Raw genomic sequence first — 14,865 nt, 5'->3', positions numbered from 1 at the left:
CCGCCGGGTTAACCACCGGCGAAAGGCGGCAGGACGTCCAGCTCGGCGCCGTCGGGCAGGCGGTACGAGGTGTCCCGCACCGCGACGCCGTTCAGCAGGAAGCTGGCCACCTCGAGCACCTTGGGCAGCCGTTCCGGGTGCCGCAGGCGCAGCTGCTCCACCGCCTCCGCCACCGACGCGCCGGACGGCAGCGTCAGCACCTCGCTGTCCACCCCGGTCGCGGCCCGTGCCGAGGCGAAGAACCGCACTTGGACCGTGGTCACCCGCATCAACCGCCGATCGCGCTCATCGGCCGGATCGGCTGCGCGAACCCGGCCTCGTTGATCTCGTGCCCGGCCAGCTTGCCCCACATGGTTTCGCGCCAGGCGTCGGCTATCTCCTCGTCGCGCGCGCCCCCGCGCAGGAGGGCCCGCAGATCGGTCTCGTCGTTGCTGAACAGGCAGGACCGCACGGCACCGTCGGCGGTCAGCCGGGTGCGCTCGCAGGCCGAGCAGAACGGCCTGGTCACCGACGCGATCACACCGACGTCACCGGGACCGCCGTCGACCAGCCAGCGCTCGGCGGGCGCGCCACCACGCGGCGCCTCGCTCGGGGTCAGCTCGAACTCGGCGCCGAGCAGCTCGAGGATGTCCTGCGCGGTGATCATGCCGCCGCGGTCCCAGCCGTGCTGCGCGTCCAGCGGCATCTGCTCGATGAACCGCAGGTGGTAGCCGTTGTCCAGGCAGTACCGCAGCAGCGGCACGGCCTCGTGGTCGTTGACCCCGCGCATCAGCACCGCGTTGACCTTGACCGGCGACAGCCCGGCGTCGCGGGCGGCGGCCAGGCCGTCGAGCACGTGCCGCAGCCGGTCGCGGCGGGTCAGCTCGGTGAAGGTCTCGCGGTCGATGGTGTCCAGCGAGACGTTGATCCGGTCCAGCCCGGCCGCGACCAGTGCCTCGGCGCGTTTGGCCAGGCCGATGCCGTTCGTGGTCATCGACAGCCGCGGTTTGGGCCGCAGCGCGGACACCTCCGCGACGATCCGCTCGAGCCCCTGGCGCAGCATCGGTTCACCGCCGGTGAGCCGGATGTCGGTGACCCCGAGCGACTCGACCGCGATCCGCAGCAGCCGGAGCAGCTCGTCGTCGCTGAGCACCTGGTCGCCAGGAAGCCAGTCGAGGCCCTCCGCCGGCATGCAGTAGGTGCAGCGCAGGTTGCACTTGTCGGTCAGGGACACCCGCAGGTCGGTGGCCACCCGGCCGAACGAGTCGATCAGCCCCGGGTGGTCGGGCCGGGGTTCGGCGGGGTTCTGCCGCTTCCCGGACACCCGGGGAATGCCAAGATCTACCGCCGTCACCCTCCCCAGGGTAGTGCCGATCCGGACGATCAGCGGTCAAGCTTCGGACGAGACGGTGGCGTCTTGATGGCGCATCCGCACCTGCGGAGTTAGCCTGCTGCGCATGCCGCAGTTTCGGTTGGCCGAGGTCGCCCGGTTGCTCGGGGTCAGCGACGACACCGTGCGCCGGTGGGTCCGCGCCGGCCAGCTGACCGCCTTCGACGACACCAGCGGGCGCAAGGTGGTCGACGGTGCCGAGCTGGCCGCCTTCGCCAGGGCGCACGCCGACGAGCCGCCGGACCCGTCGCGGGTCGGCCGGTCCGCGCGCAACCGGTTCGTCGGGCTGGTCACCGAGGTGGTCCAGGACAAGGTGATGGCGCAGGTGGAGATCCAGTGCGGGCCGCACCGGGTGGTCTCGCTGATGAGCAGCGAGGCGGTCGCCGAAATGGGCCTCAAACCGGGCTCGCTGGCGGTCGCCGTGGTCAAGGCAACTCAGGTGATCGTCGAGACCCCCACCGGCTAATAGGGTGGCACCCATGAGCGACGAACCGCGCTGGAGCTATCTCAGCGACATGGACGGGGTGCTGGTCCGCGAAGAGCACCTGGTGCCCGGCGCCGACGAGTTCCTCGCCGAACTGCGCGCCAACGGCATCGGCTTCCTGGTGCTGACCAACAACTCCATCTACACCCCGCGCGACCTGCGGGCGCGGCTGGCCAGGACCGGGCTGGACGTGCCGGAGGAGTCGATCTGGACCTCCGCGCTGGCCACCGCCGAGTTCCTGCACCGCCAGCGCCCGAACGGCTCGGCCTTCGTGATCGGCGAGGCCGGGCTGACCACCGCGCTGCACGAGGTCGGCTACGTGCTGACCGACCGCGACCCCGACTACGTGGTGCTCGGCGAGACCCGCACCTACAGCTTCACCGCGATCACCAAGGCCATCCGGATGGTCGAGGCCGGCGCCAAGTTCATCGCCACCAATCCGGACGCCACCGGCCCCAGCCTGGAGGGCTCGATGCCGGCCACCGGCTCGGTCGCCGCGCTGATCGAGAAGGCCACCGGCCGCCAGCCGTACTTCGTCGGCAAGCCGAACCCGCTGATGATGCGCTCGGCGCTGCGGGCCATCGGCGCGCACTCCGAGCACACGCTGATGATCGGCGACCGGATGGACACCGACGTGCACGCCGGGATCGAGGCCGGGCTGGAGACCATCCTGGTGCTCACCGGGATCTCCACCAGGGAGACCGCCGAGCTCTACCCCTACCGGCCGACGCTGGTGCTCGACTCGGTGGCCGACCTGATCGGGCGGACCAAGGATCCGTTCGCGCAGGGGTGACGAACCTCTCGATCGAGCAGGCCTTATCTTCAGGGGATGAACGATGCCGGTGCGGCGGGACAGCCGACCTATGTGGTGGGTGACGTACACGGGCATCGGGACGGGCTGGCCGAGGCGCTGACCGCGAAGGAGCTGATCGACGAGGACGGCGACTGGGCCGGTGGCAAGAGCCGCGTGTGGTTCCTCGGCGACTTCGTCGACCGCGGCCCCGACGGCGTCGGCGTGATCGACCTGGTGATGCGCCTGCAGGAGCAGGCCGCGGAGGCGGGCGGCGAAGTGCACAGCCTGCTCGGCAACCACGAGATCCTGCTGCTGGGCATGCACCGCTTCGGGGACACCGAGGTGCCGTCGGACTTCGGCCCGCGCAGCTTCGGCCGCAGCTGGGAGATCAACGGCGGGCAGCCGTCGGACCAGGAGAAGCTGACCGACCGCCACATCGAGTGGCTGGTCGAGCGCCCGCTGCTGGCGCACGCCGAGGACTACCTGCTGATGCACTCCGACACGCTGGAGTACCTCGAATGGGGTGCCGACGTCGAGGAGATCAACCGGAACGCGGCCGAGGTGCTCGCGGGCGACGACATCTCCGAGTGGTGGGAGGTGTGGCGCCGGATGACCACGCGGTACGCCTTCCGCGGGCCGAACGGGCCGGAGATCGCGAAGCTGCTGCTGGAGCGGCTCGGCGGCGAGCGGATCGTGCACGGGCACAGCGTGATCGCCGACCAACTCGGCATCCACCCGGCGCAGATCGAGGCGCCGTACCTGTACGCGGGCGGCAAGGTGCTCGGGGTGGACGGCGGCCTGTTCGTCGGCGGGCCGTGCCTGATCGTTCCCCTGCCGTGGGAACCAGAAGACTGAGTCTTCGGCCGCGGCTCCGCCGCGGCGGCGAGGTCGCTTTTGAGCGACCTCGCAAACTTCCAGGTCGTGGGACATCTTGACCATCGTCCGGAACCAGGTCCATAGTTCTGGTATGTCCGAAGCCCAGGGTCACCGTTGTGTTGTCCCGCGGCCGAGGCGGTCTCCTCACCGCCTGGTCGGTACCGGCGTCTGCGCGCTGCTCGTGCGCCGCGGCCGCCTCGGCTCCCCGCCGAGGTAACGCGTTTTTTCCGCGTTCAGTACCGATCCCTTCGCACAGTGAGGAAACGCATTGTCTGTCGACCTGCCGATTCGTGCTGCCCTGCGCCCGGCCCGCGTTCCCGACGGCGGCATCCTGGAGGGGCCGCGGGTGCTCAACCGCCCGGATTCCCGGCCCTACGAACTGTTTTCGCTCACCCCGCTCGGTGCGGTGATCGGCGCCGAGATCGACGGCGTGGACCTCGGCCGCCCGCTGACCCCCGAGCTGCGGGCCGAGCTGAACCGCGCGCTGCTCGAGTGGAAGGTGCTGTTCTTCCGCGACCAGGACATCACTTCCGAGCAGCAGCGGGCCTTCGCGCGCAACTGGGGTCCACTTGAGACGAACCCGTTCATCCCGACCGGCGACAGCGAGCAGGTCACCCGGTTCGCCCGCAGCGCGACCATGCCCGGTTTCGAGAACATCTGGCACACCGACGTCACCTTCCGGCCGGAGCCGGCGCTCGGCTCGGTGCTGCGGCTGATCGAGGTGCCGCCGCTCGGCGGGGACACCATGTGGGCCGACATGGCCGCCGCCTACGACAACCTGCCGGAGGAAGTGCGCACCCGGATCGACGGGCTCAAGGCGGTGCACGACTTCATCCCCGGCTTCGAACGGTTCTCCGACGCGGATTTCCTGGCCGCCAAGCAGGACGAGTTCCCGCCGGTGGAGCACCCGGTGGTGCGCACGCATCCGGAATCGGGCCGCCGCATGCTTTTTGTGAACCAGGCCTTCACCACGCACATCGTGGGCCTGGAACGGGAGGAGAGCGACCGGCTGCTGCGGTTGCTGTTCCAGCAGGCGCACGTGCCCGAGTTCCAGGTGAGGTTCAAATGGCGCCCGAACTCGGTGGCGTTCTGGGACAACCGGGCCACCCAGCACTACGCGGTGAACGACTACTTCCCGCACAACCGGGTGGCCGAACGCGTGGCCATCGCGGGTGACCGCCCGTTCTGACCGCCTTCAAGCCACCGCCCACGGACACGAATGTGGCTTTCGTGTCGCGTGGGCCCCGTGGTCGGTTAGCTGGCCCGTGGTCGGTTAGCTGACCGTGGTGATGGCGGCCACTCCGGCGGGCTTCCACACGATGCAGTTCGGGCCGTAGTTGAAGGTGGCCGGCGTGTAGGTGACCTGACCCTTCGCGGGGAAGCTCACCTGCGCGCTGGCCCCGGTGAAGCGCATCTTCTCGCCGGGCCGCACCTCGGGATTGGTCAGCCCGGGCGCGGTGACCGTGCCGGTGGCCGCGCCGCCGAGCTTGAAACTGCCCCAGCCGCGGTAGGTACCCGCCGGGCTGTGCGTGGTCCAGTCCTTCACGCCGGTGTATTCGATCGTCACCGTGGCGGTCTGGCCCTGGGTGACGGTGGCCGGTGCGGTGATCGTGGTGCGGTACTGGACGTCCCAGGCCACGATCCCGCCACCGGCGGCGCAGTGGTAGTCGACGGTGACCGTGCCCGCGGCCGCGGGGGTGGCGCCGAGCACCATCGTCGCGGCGGCCGCGGTCAGCAGAACGAGGAGTTTGCGCATGGCTCCCACGATCGGCCGTCCGGCGACCGCCGGGCATCCTCTGGCCTGCGCTTTCCCAAAACTGTGAAAACCTCGCCCTTGAGGGTTTCCGGCGGGGGCGGTTCTCTTCGAGACACGGAAGAACCCGTATCCCCGTGAGGAGTTCCAGGTGTCGACGAGGAAAACCTTCAGATCGGTACTGGCCGCGCTCGCCCTGCTGTTCCCGCTCGTGGTCGCGCAACTCGCGACCGCCGCGCCGGCCGGGGCGGCCGAAATCGCCGTGCGCACGGTGTACTACGACTCGAGCGGCGCGGCGGAGTTCAAGAACGCCGTGGACGCCGGCGCCGCGGTGTGGAACAACAGCGTGAAGAACGTCCGGCTGGTGAAGGGATCGCCCGCTTCGCTGGTCATCGTGGCCGACAACGGCTGGCCGCGCGCGCAGACGTATTCGCTCGGGCGCGGCAAGATCTGGTTCGGGCGCCAGGCGGTCAACCAGGGTTATGACGTGACCCGGATCGCCGCGCACGAGATCGGGCACATCTTCGGCCTGCCGGACCGGCGGACCGGGCTGTGCCAGGACCTGATGTCGGGTTCGAGCGCGCCGGTCTCGTGCACCAACGCGTACCCGAACGCCAAGGAGAAGGCCGAGGTCGAGGCCAACTTCGCCGGTTCACGCGCGGCTGCGGAATTCCGGGGCTACTACGACGAGACCCCGGTCGCCGCGTTCTGACGCGCTTTCCCGGTGCCGTGAAGCCACTTTCACGGCACCGGCACGATCTCCTTGCCCAGCGGCACCAGGGAAACCGGGATCAGCTTGAAGTTCGCCACGCCCAGCGGGATGCCGATGATGGTGACGCACAACGCCAGCCCGGTGACCAGATGCCCGATGGCCAGCCACCAACCGGCCACCACGATCCAGATGATGTTGCCGAGGACCGAGGCCGCGCCCGCGCCGCGCCGGTCGACCAGCGTCCGGCCGAACGGCCACAGCGCGTAGTTCGCCATCCGGAACGCGGCGCGGCCGAACGGGATGGTGATGATCAGGACGAAGCAGATGACCCCCGCGATCGCGTAGCCCACCGCCATCCAGAAGCCGCAGAGCACCAGCCAGATGACGTTCAGGATCGTCTTCATGTCCCCATTGTCCCGTGAAGTCCGGGTCAAGCGTGGAGTTCGCCGGAGAACACCGTCACGGCCTGTCCGGACAGGGTGACGCGGTCGCCGTTCAGGTGGACGCGCACCACCCCGCCGCGCGGGGAGGCCTGTTCGCCGACGAGCTCGTCGCGGCCGAGCCGTCCGGCCCAGTAGGGCGCCAGCGTGCAGTGCGCCGAACCGGTCACCGGGTCTTCGTCCACGCCCTTCGCCGGGGCGAAGAACCGGCTGACGAAGTCGATGCCGTCGCGGTCACCGGGTGCGGTGACGGTCAGGCCGCGCACGTCCAACGCCCTGATCGCGTCGAGGTCCGGCCGCAGTTCGCGCACCTGGGCCGCGTTCCCGGCGACCACCAGCAGGTCGAACTTCCCCTTGGCGACGTGCTCGACGGTCACGCCGGGTAACGCGGCCGCCGGATCGATCTCGATCGGTTCGGACCGGTCCGCCGGGAAGTCCATCCGCACCCAGCCGCCGTCCGCAGTGCAGCGCAGCTCCCCGCTCTTCGTGCTGAACACCTGGTCGCCGCCGAGCACGTGGGCGGTGGCCAGCGTGGCGTGCCCGCACAGGGCGACCTCGGCGACCGGCGTGAACCACCGCAACGGCTTCGCGCCCTCGCCGGTGGTGACCACGAAGGCGGTCTCGGAATGCTTCAGCTCCGCGGCCACCGACTGCATCCAGGCTTCCTCGGCGGGCGCGTCGAGCAGCACCACTCCCGCCGGGTTGCCCGCGAAGGCGTGATCGGTGAACGAGTCCACGAGGTACATGCGCATACTCCGATTTAAGCTGGGCACGGAGTCACCGTCGACCAGCAGGAGGACACCCATGCCCGCCGTCCCGAGTTACTCCTCCGGAATCTCCGATGTGCCCCTGCTCGGCGACACCATCGGCGACAACCTGGCGCGCACGGTGGCCGCCTTCGGTGATCGGGACGCGCTGGTCGAACGGCCCACCGGGCGCCGGTGGACCTACCGCGAACTGGCCGCCGACGTGGACGCGCTGGCGATCGGCCTGCTCGGGCTGGGCATCACCAAGGGTGACCGCGTGGGCATCTGGTCACCGAACCGGGCGGAGTGGACGCTGCTCCAGTACGCCACCGCGAAGATCGGCGCGATCCTGGTCAACATCAACCCGGCCTACCGGTCGCACGAGCTGAAGTTCGTGCTGAACCAGGCCGGGGTGCGGCTGCTGGTGGCCGCCGAGTCGTTCAAGACCTCCGACTACGCGGCGATGATCGAGCAGGTCCGGCCGGAGTGCGCCGGGCTGGAGCACGTGGTGCTGCTCGGCACCGAGGCGTGGGATGCCTTGCTGGACAACGAGGTCGACGCGGACCGGCTGGCACGCGTCGGCGAGACGCTCGGCGCCGACGACCCGATCAACATCCAGTACACCTCGGGCACCACCGGTTTTCCCAAGGGCGCGACGCTTTCGCACCACAACATCCTGAACAACGGGTTCTTCGTCGGTGAGCTGTGCGGGTACACCGAGGCCGACCGGATCTGCATCCCGGTGCCGTTCTACCACTGCTTCGGCATGGTGATGGGCAATCTCGCGGCGACCTCGCACGGTTCATGCATGGTGATCCCGTCGCCGTCGTTCGAGCCGAAGGCGGCGCTGGAAGCGGTGCAGGCCGAGCGGTGCACCTCGCTGTACGGGGTGCCGACCATGTTCATCGCGGAACTGTCCGAACCGGACTTCGACGACTACGACCTGGGCAGCCTGCGCACCGGGATCATGGCCGGTTCGCCGTGCCCGGTCGAGGTGATGAAGCAGGTGATCGAGCGGATGGGCATGGCGGAGGTGTCGATCTGCTACGGCATGACGGAGACCTCGCCGGTGTCCACGCAGACGCGGGCGGACGATTCGGTGGAGCGGCGGGTGTCCACCGTGGGCCGGGTCGGGCCGCACCTCGAGGTGAAGGTGGTCGATCCGGAGACCGGGCTGACGGTGCCGCGTGGTGAGCCGGGCGAGCTGTGCACGCGCGGGTATTCGGTGATGCTGGGCTACTGGGAGCAGCCGGAGAAGACCGCCGAGGTGATCGACGCCGCGCGGTGGATGCACACCGGCGACCTCGCCGTGATGGACGACGAGGGCTACGTGAACATCACCGGGCGGATCAAGGACATGGTGATCCGCGGTGGGGAGAACGTGTACCCGCGGGAGATCGAGGAGTTCCTCTACACGCACCCGGACATTCTCGACGCGCAGGTGATCGGCGTGCCGGACGTCAAGTACGGCGAGGAACTGATGGCGTGGGTGCGCCTGCGGGAGGGCGCCGCCCCGCTGACCGCCGAGTCGCTGCGGGAGTTCTGCACGGGGAAGCTGGCGCACTACAAGATCCCGCGGTACGTGCACGTGGTGGACGAGTTCCCGATGACGGTGACCGGGAAGGTGCGGAAGGTCGAAATGCGGGAGCAGGCGGTGACCCTGCTGGGCCTGGAAGCCGCCGCCTCCTCCAAGCACGCCTGAGTGACGCGATGTCACGAATGTGGCTTTCGAGACGCGAAACGTCTCGAAAGCCACATTCGTGACGTCTCTCAGGCCGTGGCGATGACTTCGGCGAAGGCCTTCGCGTCCTCTTCGCCGAAGGTGTCTTCCAGGATCTCCGGCGTGTAGTCGAGGTCGATCTGCTCCACCGGGGTGCCGCGCGCGGACTCGATGGCGCCCAGCCGCCGCTGCGCCCGGTCGGCGGCGTAGGAGATGAACTCCTGCGGGTCGTTGTCGAACGGCCGCGGCTCCTCGAACTGCTCGTTCACCCACTGGATCATGCCCAGCGCGTGCGGCAGCAGTTCACCCATCCGCTCCTGCACCACGTCCCACAGCGAGTCGTCCGCGGCCACGTGCCGCCGGCAGGTGAAGGTGCCCCACGCCATGTGCCGCCGCTCGTCGTCGCCGATGCGGCGCACCAGTTCCTGCATGCCCGGCAGGATGTTCCGCGAGGTGCACACCTTCTGCCACGCGTAGTACCCGGTCAGCGCGAGGCTGCCTTCGACGACGTGGTTGTAGGTGACGCTCGCGCGCACCTGGTTCGCCGGGCTCGGGTCGGACGCCAGCACGCCCAGCGACTGCGGCAGTTCCTCGTAGAACAGCTTGCGGTAGTGCGGGTTCTCGGCCACGTACGGGTGCAGGTCCTCGGTCAGCCCGACGGCGTCCATCCAGCGCCGGAACACCTCGGTGTGCTTGGCCTCTTCGAAGCAGAACTGGCTCAGGTACATCTCGTCGCCGAACCGGCCGGTGGCCGCCATCGCCTTCATGAACGGCTGGATGTCCTCGGTCACCGCCTCCTCGCCGGCGATGAACTGGGCGCACAGGTAGGTCGCCGACCGCCGCTCGTCGTCGGTCAGCGTCTGCCAGTCGGCGCGGTCCTGGCTGAAGTCGATGTCCGCCGGGTTCCAGAACTTGGCGTTGCCCTTGACAAAAAGGCGCAGCGGGAACGAGTCCCAGTTGAGCCCGCCCCGGCGCAGTGAGCTGAAACCGCTGCGCATTTCGGTCGTGGTCATGATGTGAACCTCTCACTCCATTGTGGACGAGGAGTACTTCTCGATCGCCGGGGCGATCACCGCGCACACCTGGTCCGCCGCCTCGGCGGGGGAGTGCGTCGGCAGCACGAGGTGGCTCAGGTTGAGCCGGACCACCGTCTCCGCGAGCAGTTCCGCGTGCTCGTCGGCCAGGCCGGGCACGCGCGAGCGGTAGTGCTCCGCCGCCGCGTCGGCCGCGGCCCGCAGCACGGGTTCGGCGCGGGTGGTCAGCAGCGGCAGCAGGTCCTCCGCCGGTCCGGTGCCGAGCGCGGCCGCGACCAGCGGGTTCTCCCGCGCGTGCTCGATGGTGAAGGCGGTGGCCGAGCGCACGCCGCCGAGCAGGTCGGGCGCCGCTTCGAACCGCTGGTGGATGCCGTCGAGGAACTCCGCGGTGGTGCGCAGCGCGACCGCTTCGGCGAGCGCGGCCTTGGTGCCGAACTCGTTGTAGAGGGTCTGCCTGCTCACCCCGACCCGCGCCGCCACGTCGGCCATGCGCAGCGCGGTGTAGCCCTTCTCGATCAGCAGCGAGGTCGCCGCGACGAGCAGTTCCTCGCGCAGCGAAGCCTTCGCGCGCTGGGTGAAGGAAGTGACCTCGGACACAACTTCAGCTTGACACAGGTCGCCCATATGTCAAGACGGTTGACGTCGAACGGGTGCCTGTCCAGTCGGCTACCGTGCAGGCGTGGGGATCACCGTGGGGTTCGACCTCGACATGACCTTGATCGATCCGCGGCCGGGCATGGTCGCGGCGCTCGACGCGCTCGCCGAGGAATCGGGGCTGCCGCTCGACGGCGAGCACTTCGCCGCCAATCTCGGCCCGCCGCTGGACGCCGTGCTGCGCGGGTTCGAAGCACCCGAGGAACGCATCCCGGCGCTGGTGGACCGGTTCCGCGAGATCTATCCGGAGATCGTCGTGCCGCGCACCGTGGCACTGCCCGGCGCGCACGCCGCGCTGGACGCGGTGCACCGCGGCGGTGGGCGCACGGTGGTGGTCACCGGCAAGTACGCGCCCAACGCCGCGCTGCACATCAAGGCGCTCGGTTTTGAGGTGGACGTGCTGGTCGGCGAGCTGTGGTCGACCGGGAAGGCCGCCGCGCTCACCGAGCACGGGGCCGAGGTCTACGTCGGCGACCACCTCGGCGACATCAACGGCGCGCTGGCCGCCGGGGCGGTGCCGGTCGGCGTGACCACCGGACCCTGCGGCCGCGACGAGCTGGTCGAGGCCGGGGCGCGGGTGGTGTTCGACAGCCTGTCGGAGTTCCCGGGCTGGTTCGAGGGGCTTAGTCCTCGCGGTTAGCCGCTTTGCGGTGTTCGCGGATCAGGGCCCACAGGCCGAGCCCGAGCCCGAGCGGGGTGAGCACGCCGGCGACCGCGCTCAGCCACACCGGCAGGTCCTCCAGACCCGCTGCGAACAGCACAAAAACGGCGAGCACCGCGAGCATGCCGACGGCGAACAGGCCGATCCCGGCACGCATCAGCAGCGGCTTGGTCCTGGGCAGGCTCTCCATGGGCACCAGATTAGAGCGCCACGCAGTGTGTCCGGTATGTGCTTCGCTTCACCGGACGGTGGGGGATACGCTTGTAGGTACGCGCGTCTGGGTACGCCCTGGGCGCGCGTTCGTCGTGCATGGCTGCGCGACGTGGGACACGTGAGTGAAGGAACGGGTGAGGGCAGTGCCGACCGGCAAGGTCAAGTGGTACGACGCGGAGAAGGGTTTCGGTTTCGTCACCCAGGATGGCGGCGCGGACGTCTACATCCGGAAAGCCGCGCTACCGCAGGGCGTAGCGGCGCTCAAGGCCGGTCAGCGGCTGGAGTTCGGCGTGGCCGACGGCCGCCGGGGGCCGCAGGCGCTGTCGGTCCGGCTGCTCGACCCGCCGCCTTCGGTGGCCGAGGCGCGGCGCCGTCCCGCGGAGGAGCTGCACGGCCTGATCGAGGACATGATCAAGCTGCTCGAGGCGAAGGTGCAGCCGGACCTGCGGCGCAACCGCTATCCGGATCGCAAGCACACCAAGCAGATCGCCGAGATCATGCGCGCGGTCGCGCGCGACCTGGACCCCTAAACCGGTTCGCCCTGTGTCGCGGTGGCACGCGCCCGGCCCGCAGCGTCCGGCGCGCGGGTGGCCCGCGGCCTCGGACTCTGAGCCGACTCGATCTGCGGCGTCGAGCGCGCGACTTGGAGCCCTAAGCCGACTCGAGCAGCAGGGCGGGTCTCGCGGCCTCGATCCCTAAGCCGGTTCGACCTGGAGGGTCCAGATGCCGCGCACGACCAGTTGCGGGTTGCCCTGGTCGTCTTCGATGGCCGCGCCGGTGCCGTCGATCGCGGTGGCCGCGCTGATCTGCTGGATCTCCACCACCACCAGCTGGTCGCCGGGACCGGCGGTGGCGGTGTAGGCGTGCTGCTCGCCGGGGGAGAAGAACTCCTGCTTCACCGGCTGCAGGTTGCCCGCGGCGTCCTGGTACTGGACGTTGACCAGCCACGGTGTGTCGACGATCTCACTCGGCAGCGAGATCTGCACGGGCTTGCCGGGGCGCACCTTCAACCGCGCCTCGGCCCCGTCGTGCTGCTCGCAGCTGGACACCACGGCGTCGCAGTGGATGAACGGGCCGGTCCGCACGGTGTTGCCGTCGGCGAAGAAGGTCACCTCGGGCGGCGGCACCGGGGAGCAGCCGGACAGCGCGAAGGCCCCACCGGCGAGAACGGCCAGAACACCGAAACGACGCATGCCCCGAACTCTACGAGCCCGTCGGTCCGCGCGAAGGAGCCGGTCCCCCGCTGCGCACGCCACGCGGCGGGGTGCTGGTCGCGTCCGGCCGAAGTGGACGGTCGCCGCCGAGGCCGGGGATGAGCGAGCTGCCGCGGTGCACCAGCATCGTCTGCACCACCCCGAGCGCCAGCAACACGGAGATCACCAGGAAGCCGATCCAGTAGCTCGGCGGCAGCAGCAGCCCGATCGCGCCACCGAAGCACCAGGCCAGCTGCAGCACGGTCTCCGAGCGGCCGAACGCCGAAGCCCGCGACTCCTCCGGGAGATCGGCCTGGATCACCGCGTCGAGGCTGATCTTCGCCAGTGCGCTGGCCGTGGCGCCGACGAGGCCGACGACGGCCGCGGTGGCCAGCCCGGCCAGTATCGCGGCGAGCACGGTCGACGCGAGCGTCGCCGCCGCGCAGCCGAGCACCACCTGGTCGGGCTTGCCGAAGGTCATCCGCGAGCCCAGCGCGTTGCCGACAAAACCGCCGACGCCCGCCGCGCCACCGATCACGCCGAGCAGCAGCAGCTGCATGAACGGGCTCTGCCCGCTGCCCTCGGTCTGCGCCTTCACCGCGAACGCGGCGAACAGGAACAGGAAGCCGGTGACCAGCCGGATGGAGCCGTTGGCCCACAACGAGACCACGATCTGGCGGCCCATCGGCTGCCGTTTCTTCCGCTGCGGGTGCGCGGCCAGCGACGCGGGCACCTCGCCCTCGGTGACCTCGACCCACGACGGGATGCGCATCGCCTGCACCGCGCCGACCACGCAGATCGCCGCGGTGAACCACAACGCGCCCGACGAGTTGAAGATGCCGTTCACCCCGGCCGCTATCGCGCCGAAGACACCGCCCGCCACCAGGCCGAACACGGTGAGTCTCGCGTTCGTTTTGGACAGCGTGATCTCCGGCGGCAGCACGCGTGGGGTCACCGAGGATTTCAGCACCATGAACGATTTGGACAGCACCATCTTGCCCAGCGCCGCCGGGTACAGGCCCCAGTCGTCGAAGTGCAGCGCCATGATCACGCACATCAGCGCCTGACCGGCCGAGGTGGCGCACATGGCCAGCCTGCGGCCGCGCTGGATGCGGTCGAGCGCCGGTCCGATCACCGGCGCCACCAGCGCGAACGGCGCGATGGTGATGAGCAGGTACAGCGCCACCTTGCCCTTGCTCTCCCCGCTGCTGGCGGCGAAGAACAGCGTGTTCGCCAGCGCGACGGCCATCGCCGCGTCGCTGGCGTAGTTGAGCATGGTGGCGTAGGTGAGCGAGGTCAGCCCGGACTTGTCCGCGCCGTCGGCCTTGGCCGCGCGCTGGAAGGCGTCCACCGCCTGGCCGGTCAGCTGGCGGCTGCGCAGCGCGGCGACGCGCGTCACGGTCAGCTTCTTCGGCAGCCGGGGCAGGCTGCGGCCGCGCTCGTCGGGGGGCGGTTCGAAGCCGTGCGCGGCTTCGGCGTGCTCGGACTCCTCGAAGGAGCGCCGCTGCTGCTCGTTCGCGAAGCCGCCGGTGTCGTAGCGCTCGTGCTCGCCGGAGTGGCCGCGCGGGCGGTTCAGCGGGGGCGGCGGCACCGGCGGGAGGTTCGAGCGGGTGCCCGGCCGCGGTGGCGGCGGGGGTGCCGGGCGCTCGCGGTCGCGGTCGCGGCGGACCGGCTGGGTGAGGAAGTGGTCCGGGTTGGGCGCGTAGGACTGCTGGGGGACCGCGCCGGTGGGCGCGTCGTCCGCGGTCGGCACCCGCCGGGGCGGATAGTCCGCGGGCGGCACCCGATGCCCCGGATAGCTCTGCTCGGCAGGCGGCACGCGGTGGCCGGGGTAGCCCTGGTCCGCGGCGCGATTCGCCGGATAGTCCTGCTCGGCGGGCGGGACCCGATTCGCCGGGTAGCTCTGTTCCGCAGGCGGCACACGGTCGGCGGCGTACCGCTGCTCAGCGGGCGGGACTCGACTACCCGGGTAGCTCTGCTCGGCGGGCGGCACGCGGTGCCCCGAATAGCCCTGCTCGGCGGGTGGCGTCCGCCGCGGCGGGTAGTCGGGCTGGCCCGGGTCGGCGGGCATGACGCGCGTCGGCGGCCGCTCGCGTGGGGGCGGCGGCGGGGGCGGTGACTCGCGCCGGGTGCTACCGGGTTCCGGGGTCCACTTGCGCTTGCCCTTCTTCCCGGCACGACCCTTGCCCGAGGACGAACCGAAACGCATCACACCTG

18 protein-coding genes are annotated in these 14,865 nt (G+C 70.2%); 8 read left to right on the top strand and 10 right to left on the bottom strand.

Annotated elements, in window-relative coordinates; genetic code table 11:
* Window positions 1-8: 8 nt before the first annotated feature.
* Entirely contained in the window at window positions 9-269 is a 261-nt protein-coding gene (locus tag A4R43_RS26205) for a MoaD/ThiS family protein (RefSeq protein WP_113694737.1), read from the bottom strand.
* Window positions 269-1,333, bottom strand: coding sequence for a GTP 3',8-cyclase MoaA (gene moaA, locus A4R43_RS26200; RefSeq protein WP_113694736.1), 1,065 nt, complete (start codon window positions 1,331-1,333; stop codon window positions 269-271). The genes A4R43_RS26205 and moaA overlap by 1 nt, the downstream gene beginning before the upstream one ends.
* A gap of 103 nt (window positions 1,334-1,436) precedes the next feature.
* Here moaA and A4R43_RS26195 point away from each other — a divergent pair, with 103 nt between their 5' ends.
* The 4 genes from A4R43_RS26195 to A4R43_RS26180 all read left to right on the top strand — a co-directional run bounded on the left by A4R43_RS26195 (window position 1,437) and on the right by A4R43_RS26180 (window position 4,711).
* Window positions 1,437-1,835 (top strand): TOBE domain-containing protein, encoded by a 399-nt coding sequence (locus A4R43_RS26195; RefSeq protein WP_113694735.1) that lies wholly within the window; start codon window positions 1,437-1,439, stop codon window positions 1,833-1,835.
* Window positions 1,836-1,848: 13 nt separating this feature from the next.
* Window positions 1,849-2,646 carry an HAD-IIA family hydrolase gene (locus A4R43_RS26190; protein WP_205215086.1) on the top strand — a complete coding sequence of 266 codons (798 nt, stop codon included), beginning with the start codon at window positions 1,849-1,851 and terminating at the stop codon, window positions 2,644-2,646.
* A gap of 36 nt (window positions 2,647-2,682) precedes the next feature.
* Entirely contained in the window at window positions 2,683-3,501 is an 819-nt protein-coding gene (locus tag A4R43_RS26185) for a metallophosphoesterase (RefSeq protein ID WP_113694734.1), read from the top strand.
* A gap of 289 nt (window positions 3,502-3,790) precedes the next feature.
* Window positions 3,791-4,711 carry a TauD/TfdA dioxygenase family protein gene (locus tag A4R43_RS26180; protein ID WP_113694733.1) on the top strand — a complete coding sequence of 307 codons (921 nt, stop codon included), beginning with the start codon at window positions 3,791-3,793 and terminating at the stop codon, window positions 4,709-4,711.
* A gap of 84 nt (window positions 4,712-4,795) precedes the next feature.
* On the opposite strand, the gene A4R43_RS26175 is transcribed toward A4R43_RS26180, so the two are convergent.
* The gene (locus tag A4R43_RS26175) at window positions 4,796-5,278 is read right to left on the bottom strand and encodes a hypothetical protein (protein ID WP_113694732.1); all 483 of its coding nucleotides are present in this window, start codon (window positions 5,276-5,278) and stop codon (window positions 4,796-4,798) included.
* A gap of 148 nt (window positions 5,279-5,426) precedes the next feature.
* On the opposite strand from A4R43_RS26175, the gene A4R43_RS26170 reads away from it, so the two are divergent.
* Complete coding sequence (locus tag A4R43_RS26170; protein ID WP_113694731.1) at window positions 5,427-5,987, top strand: snapalysin family zinc-dependent metalloprotease; 561 nt, start codon at window positions 5,427-5,429, stop codon at window positions 5,985-5,987.
* Window positions 5,988-6,016: 29 nt separating this feature from the next.
* Here A4R43_RS26170 and A4R43_RS26165 read toward each other — a convergent pair whose 3' ends face one another.
* Window positions 6,017-6,391: a YccF domain-containing protein gene (locus A4R43_RS26165; protein ID WP_113694730.1), complete on the bottom strand. Its 375-nt coding sequence runs from the start codon at window positions 6,389-6,391 to the stop codon at window positions 6,017-6,019.
* Window positions 6,392-6,417: 26 nt separating this feature from the next.
* The gene (locus A4R43_RS26160; RefSeq protein WP_113694729.1) at window positions 6,418-7,179 is read right to left on the bottom strand and encodes a PhzF family phenazine biosynthesis protein; all 762 of its coding nucleotides are present in this window, start codon (window positions 7,177-7,179) and stop codon (window positions 6,418-6,420) included.
* A gap of 52 nt (window positions 7,180-7,231) precedes the next feature.
* Here A4R43_RS26160 and A4R43_RS26155 point away from each other — a divergent pair, with 52 nt between their 5' ends.
* Window positions 7,232-8,875 (top strand): AMP-binding protein, encoded by a 1,644-nt coding sequence (locus tag A4R43_RS26155; protein WP_113694728.1) that lies wholly within the window; start codon window positions 7,232-7,234, stop codon window positions 8,873-8,875.
* A gap of 68 nt (window positions 8,876-8,943) precedes the next feature.
* On the opposite strand, the gene A4R43_RS26150 is transcribed toward A4R43_RS26155, so the two are convergent.
* The gene (locus tag A4R43_RS26150; protein ID WP_113694727.1) at window positions 8,944-9,906 is read right to left on the bottom strand and encodes a R2-like ligand-binding oxidase; all 963 of its coding nucleotides are present in this window, start codon (window positions 9,904-9,906) and stop codon (window positions 8,944-8,946) included.
* 12 nt (window positions 9,907-9,918) lie between these two features.
* Window positions 9,919-10,524: a TetR/AcrR family transcriptional regulator gene (locus A4R43_RS26145; protein WP_236808285.1), complete on the bottom strand. Its 606-nt coding sequence runs from the start codon at window positions 10,522-10,524 to the stop codon at window positions 9,919-9,921.
* 82 nt (window positions 10,525-10,606) lie between these two features.
* Between A4R43_RS26145 and A4R43_RS26140 the strand changes: the two genes are divergently transcribed.
* Window positions 10,607-11,221, top strand: a complete 615-nt coding sequence (locus A4R43_RS26140; RefSeq protein WP_113694725.1) for an HAD family hydrolase — start codon at window positions 10,607-10,609, stop codon at window positions 11,219-11,221.
* Here A4R43_RS26140 and A4R43_RS26135 read toward each other — a convergent pair.
* Complete coding sequence (locus A4R43_RS26135; protein ID WP_113694724.1) at window positions 11,205-11,432, bottom strand: hypothetical protein; 228 nt, start codon at window positions 11,430-11,432, stop codon at window positions 11,205-11,207. The two genes, A4R43_RS26140 and A4R43_RS26135, sit on opposite strands and share 17 nt — an antisense overlap.
* Window positions 11,433-11,598: 166 nt before the next feature.
* Here A4R43_RS26135 and A4R43_RS26130 point away from each other — a divergent pair, with 166 nt between their 5' ends.
* Window positions 11,599-11,985: a cold-shock protein gene (locus tag A4R43_RS26130; RefSeq protein ID WP_113694723.1), complete on the top strand. Its 387-nt coding sequence runs from the start codon at window positions 11,599-11,601 to the stop codon at window positions 11,983-11,985.
* A 165-nt stretch (window positions 11,986-12,150) separates the two neighbouring features.
* On the opposite strand, the gene A4R43_RS26125 is transcribed toward A4R43_RS26130, so the two are convergent.
* A complete protein-coding gene (locus A4R43_RS26125) occupies window positions 12,151-12,648 on the bottom strand; it encodes a DUF2771 family protein (protein WP_113694722.1) in 498 nt (165 codons plus the stop codon).
* Between the two features lie 10 nt (window positions 12,649-12,658).
* A complete protein-coding gene (locus A4R43_RS26120) occupies window positions 12,659-14,857 on the bottom strand; it encodes an MFS transporter (RefSeq protein WP_236808283.1) in 2,199 nt (732 codons plus the stop codon).
* Between the last annotated feature and the right edge of the window lie 8 nt (window positions 14,858-14,865).

Source organism: Amycolatopsis albispora, assembly GCF_003312875.1.
GTDB classification, from domain to species: Bacteria; Actinomycetota; Actinomycetes; order Mycobacteriales; family Pseudonocardiaceae; genus Amycolatopsis; species Amycolatopsis albispora.
Note: the sequence above shows the minus strand (reverse complement) of the source record. Positions and strands in the feature narration are given on the sequence as shown.

What these genes read in the sequence shown, in the direction of transcription:
- A4R43_RS26205 (WP_113694737.1), bottom strand. Translation starts at nt 269, where the DNA reads ATGCGGGTGACCACGGTCCAAGTGCGGTTCTTCGCCTCGGCACGGGCC.
- A4R43_RS26195 (WP_113694735.1), top strand. Translation starts at nt 1,437, where the DNA reads ATGCCGCAGTTTCGGTTGGCCGAGGTCGCCCGGTTGCTCGGGGTCAGC.
- A4R43_RS26190 (WP_205215086.1), top strand. Translation starts at nt 1,849, where the DNA reads ATGAGCGACGAACCGCGCTGGAGCTATCTCAGCGACATGGACGGGGTG.
- A4R43_RS26185 (WP_113694734.1), top strand. Translation starts at nt 2,683, where the DNA reads ATGAACGATGCCGGTGCGGCGGGACAGCCGACCTATGTGGTGGGTGAC.
- A4R43_RS26175 (WP_113694732.1), bottom strand. Translation starts at nt 5,278, where the DNA reads ATGCGCAAACTCCTCGTTCTGCTGACCGCGGCCGCCGCGACGATGGTG.
- A4R43_RS26165 (WP_113694730.1), bottom strand. Translation starts at nt 6,391, where the DNA reads ATGAAGACGATCCTGAACGTCATCTGGCTGGTGCTCTGCGGCTTCTGG.
- A4R43_RS26160 (WP_113694729.1), bottom strand. Translation starts at nt 7,179, where the DNA reads ATGCGCATGTACCTCGTGGACTCGTTCACCGATCACGCCTTCGCGGGC.
- A4R43_RS26155 (WP_113694728.1), top strand. Translation starts at nt 7,232, where the DNA reads ATGCCCGCCGTCCCGAGTTACTCCTCCGGAATCTCCGATGTGCCCCTG.
- A4R43_RS26150 (WP_113694727.1), bottom strand. Translation starts at nt 9,906, where the DNA reads ATGACCACGACCGAAATGCGCAGCGGTTTCAGCTCACTGCGCCGGGGC.
- A4R43_RS26135 (WP_113694724.1), bottom strand. Translation starts at nt 11,432, where the DNA reads ATGGAGAGCCTGCCCAGGACCAAGCCGCTGCTGATGCGTGCCGGGATC.
- A4R43_RS26125 (WP_113694722.1), bottom strand. Translation starts at nt 12,648, where the DNA reads ATGCGTCGTTTCGGTGTTCTGGCCGTTCTCGCCGGTGGGGCCTTCGCG.
- A4R43_RS26120 (WP_236808283.1), bottom strand. Translation starts at nt 14,857, where the DNA reads ATGCGTTTCGGTTCGTCCTCGGGCAAGGGTCGTGCCGGGAAGAAGGGC.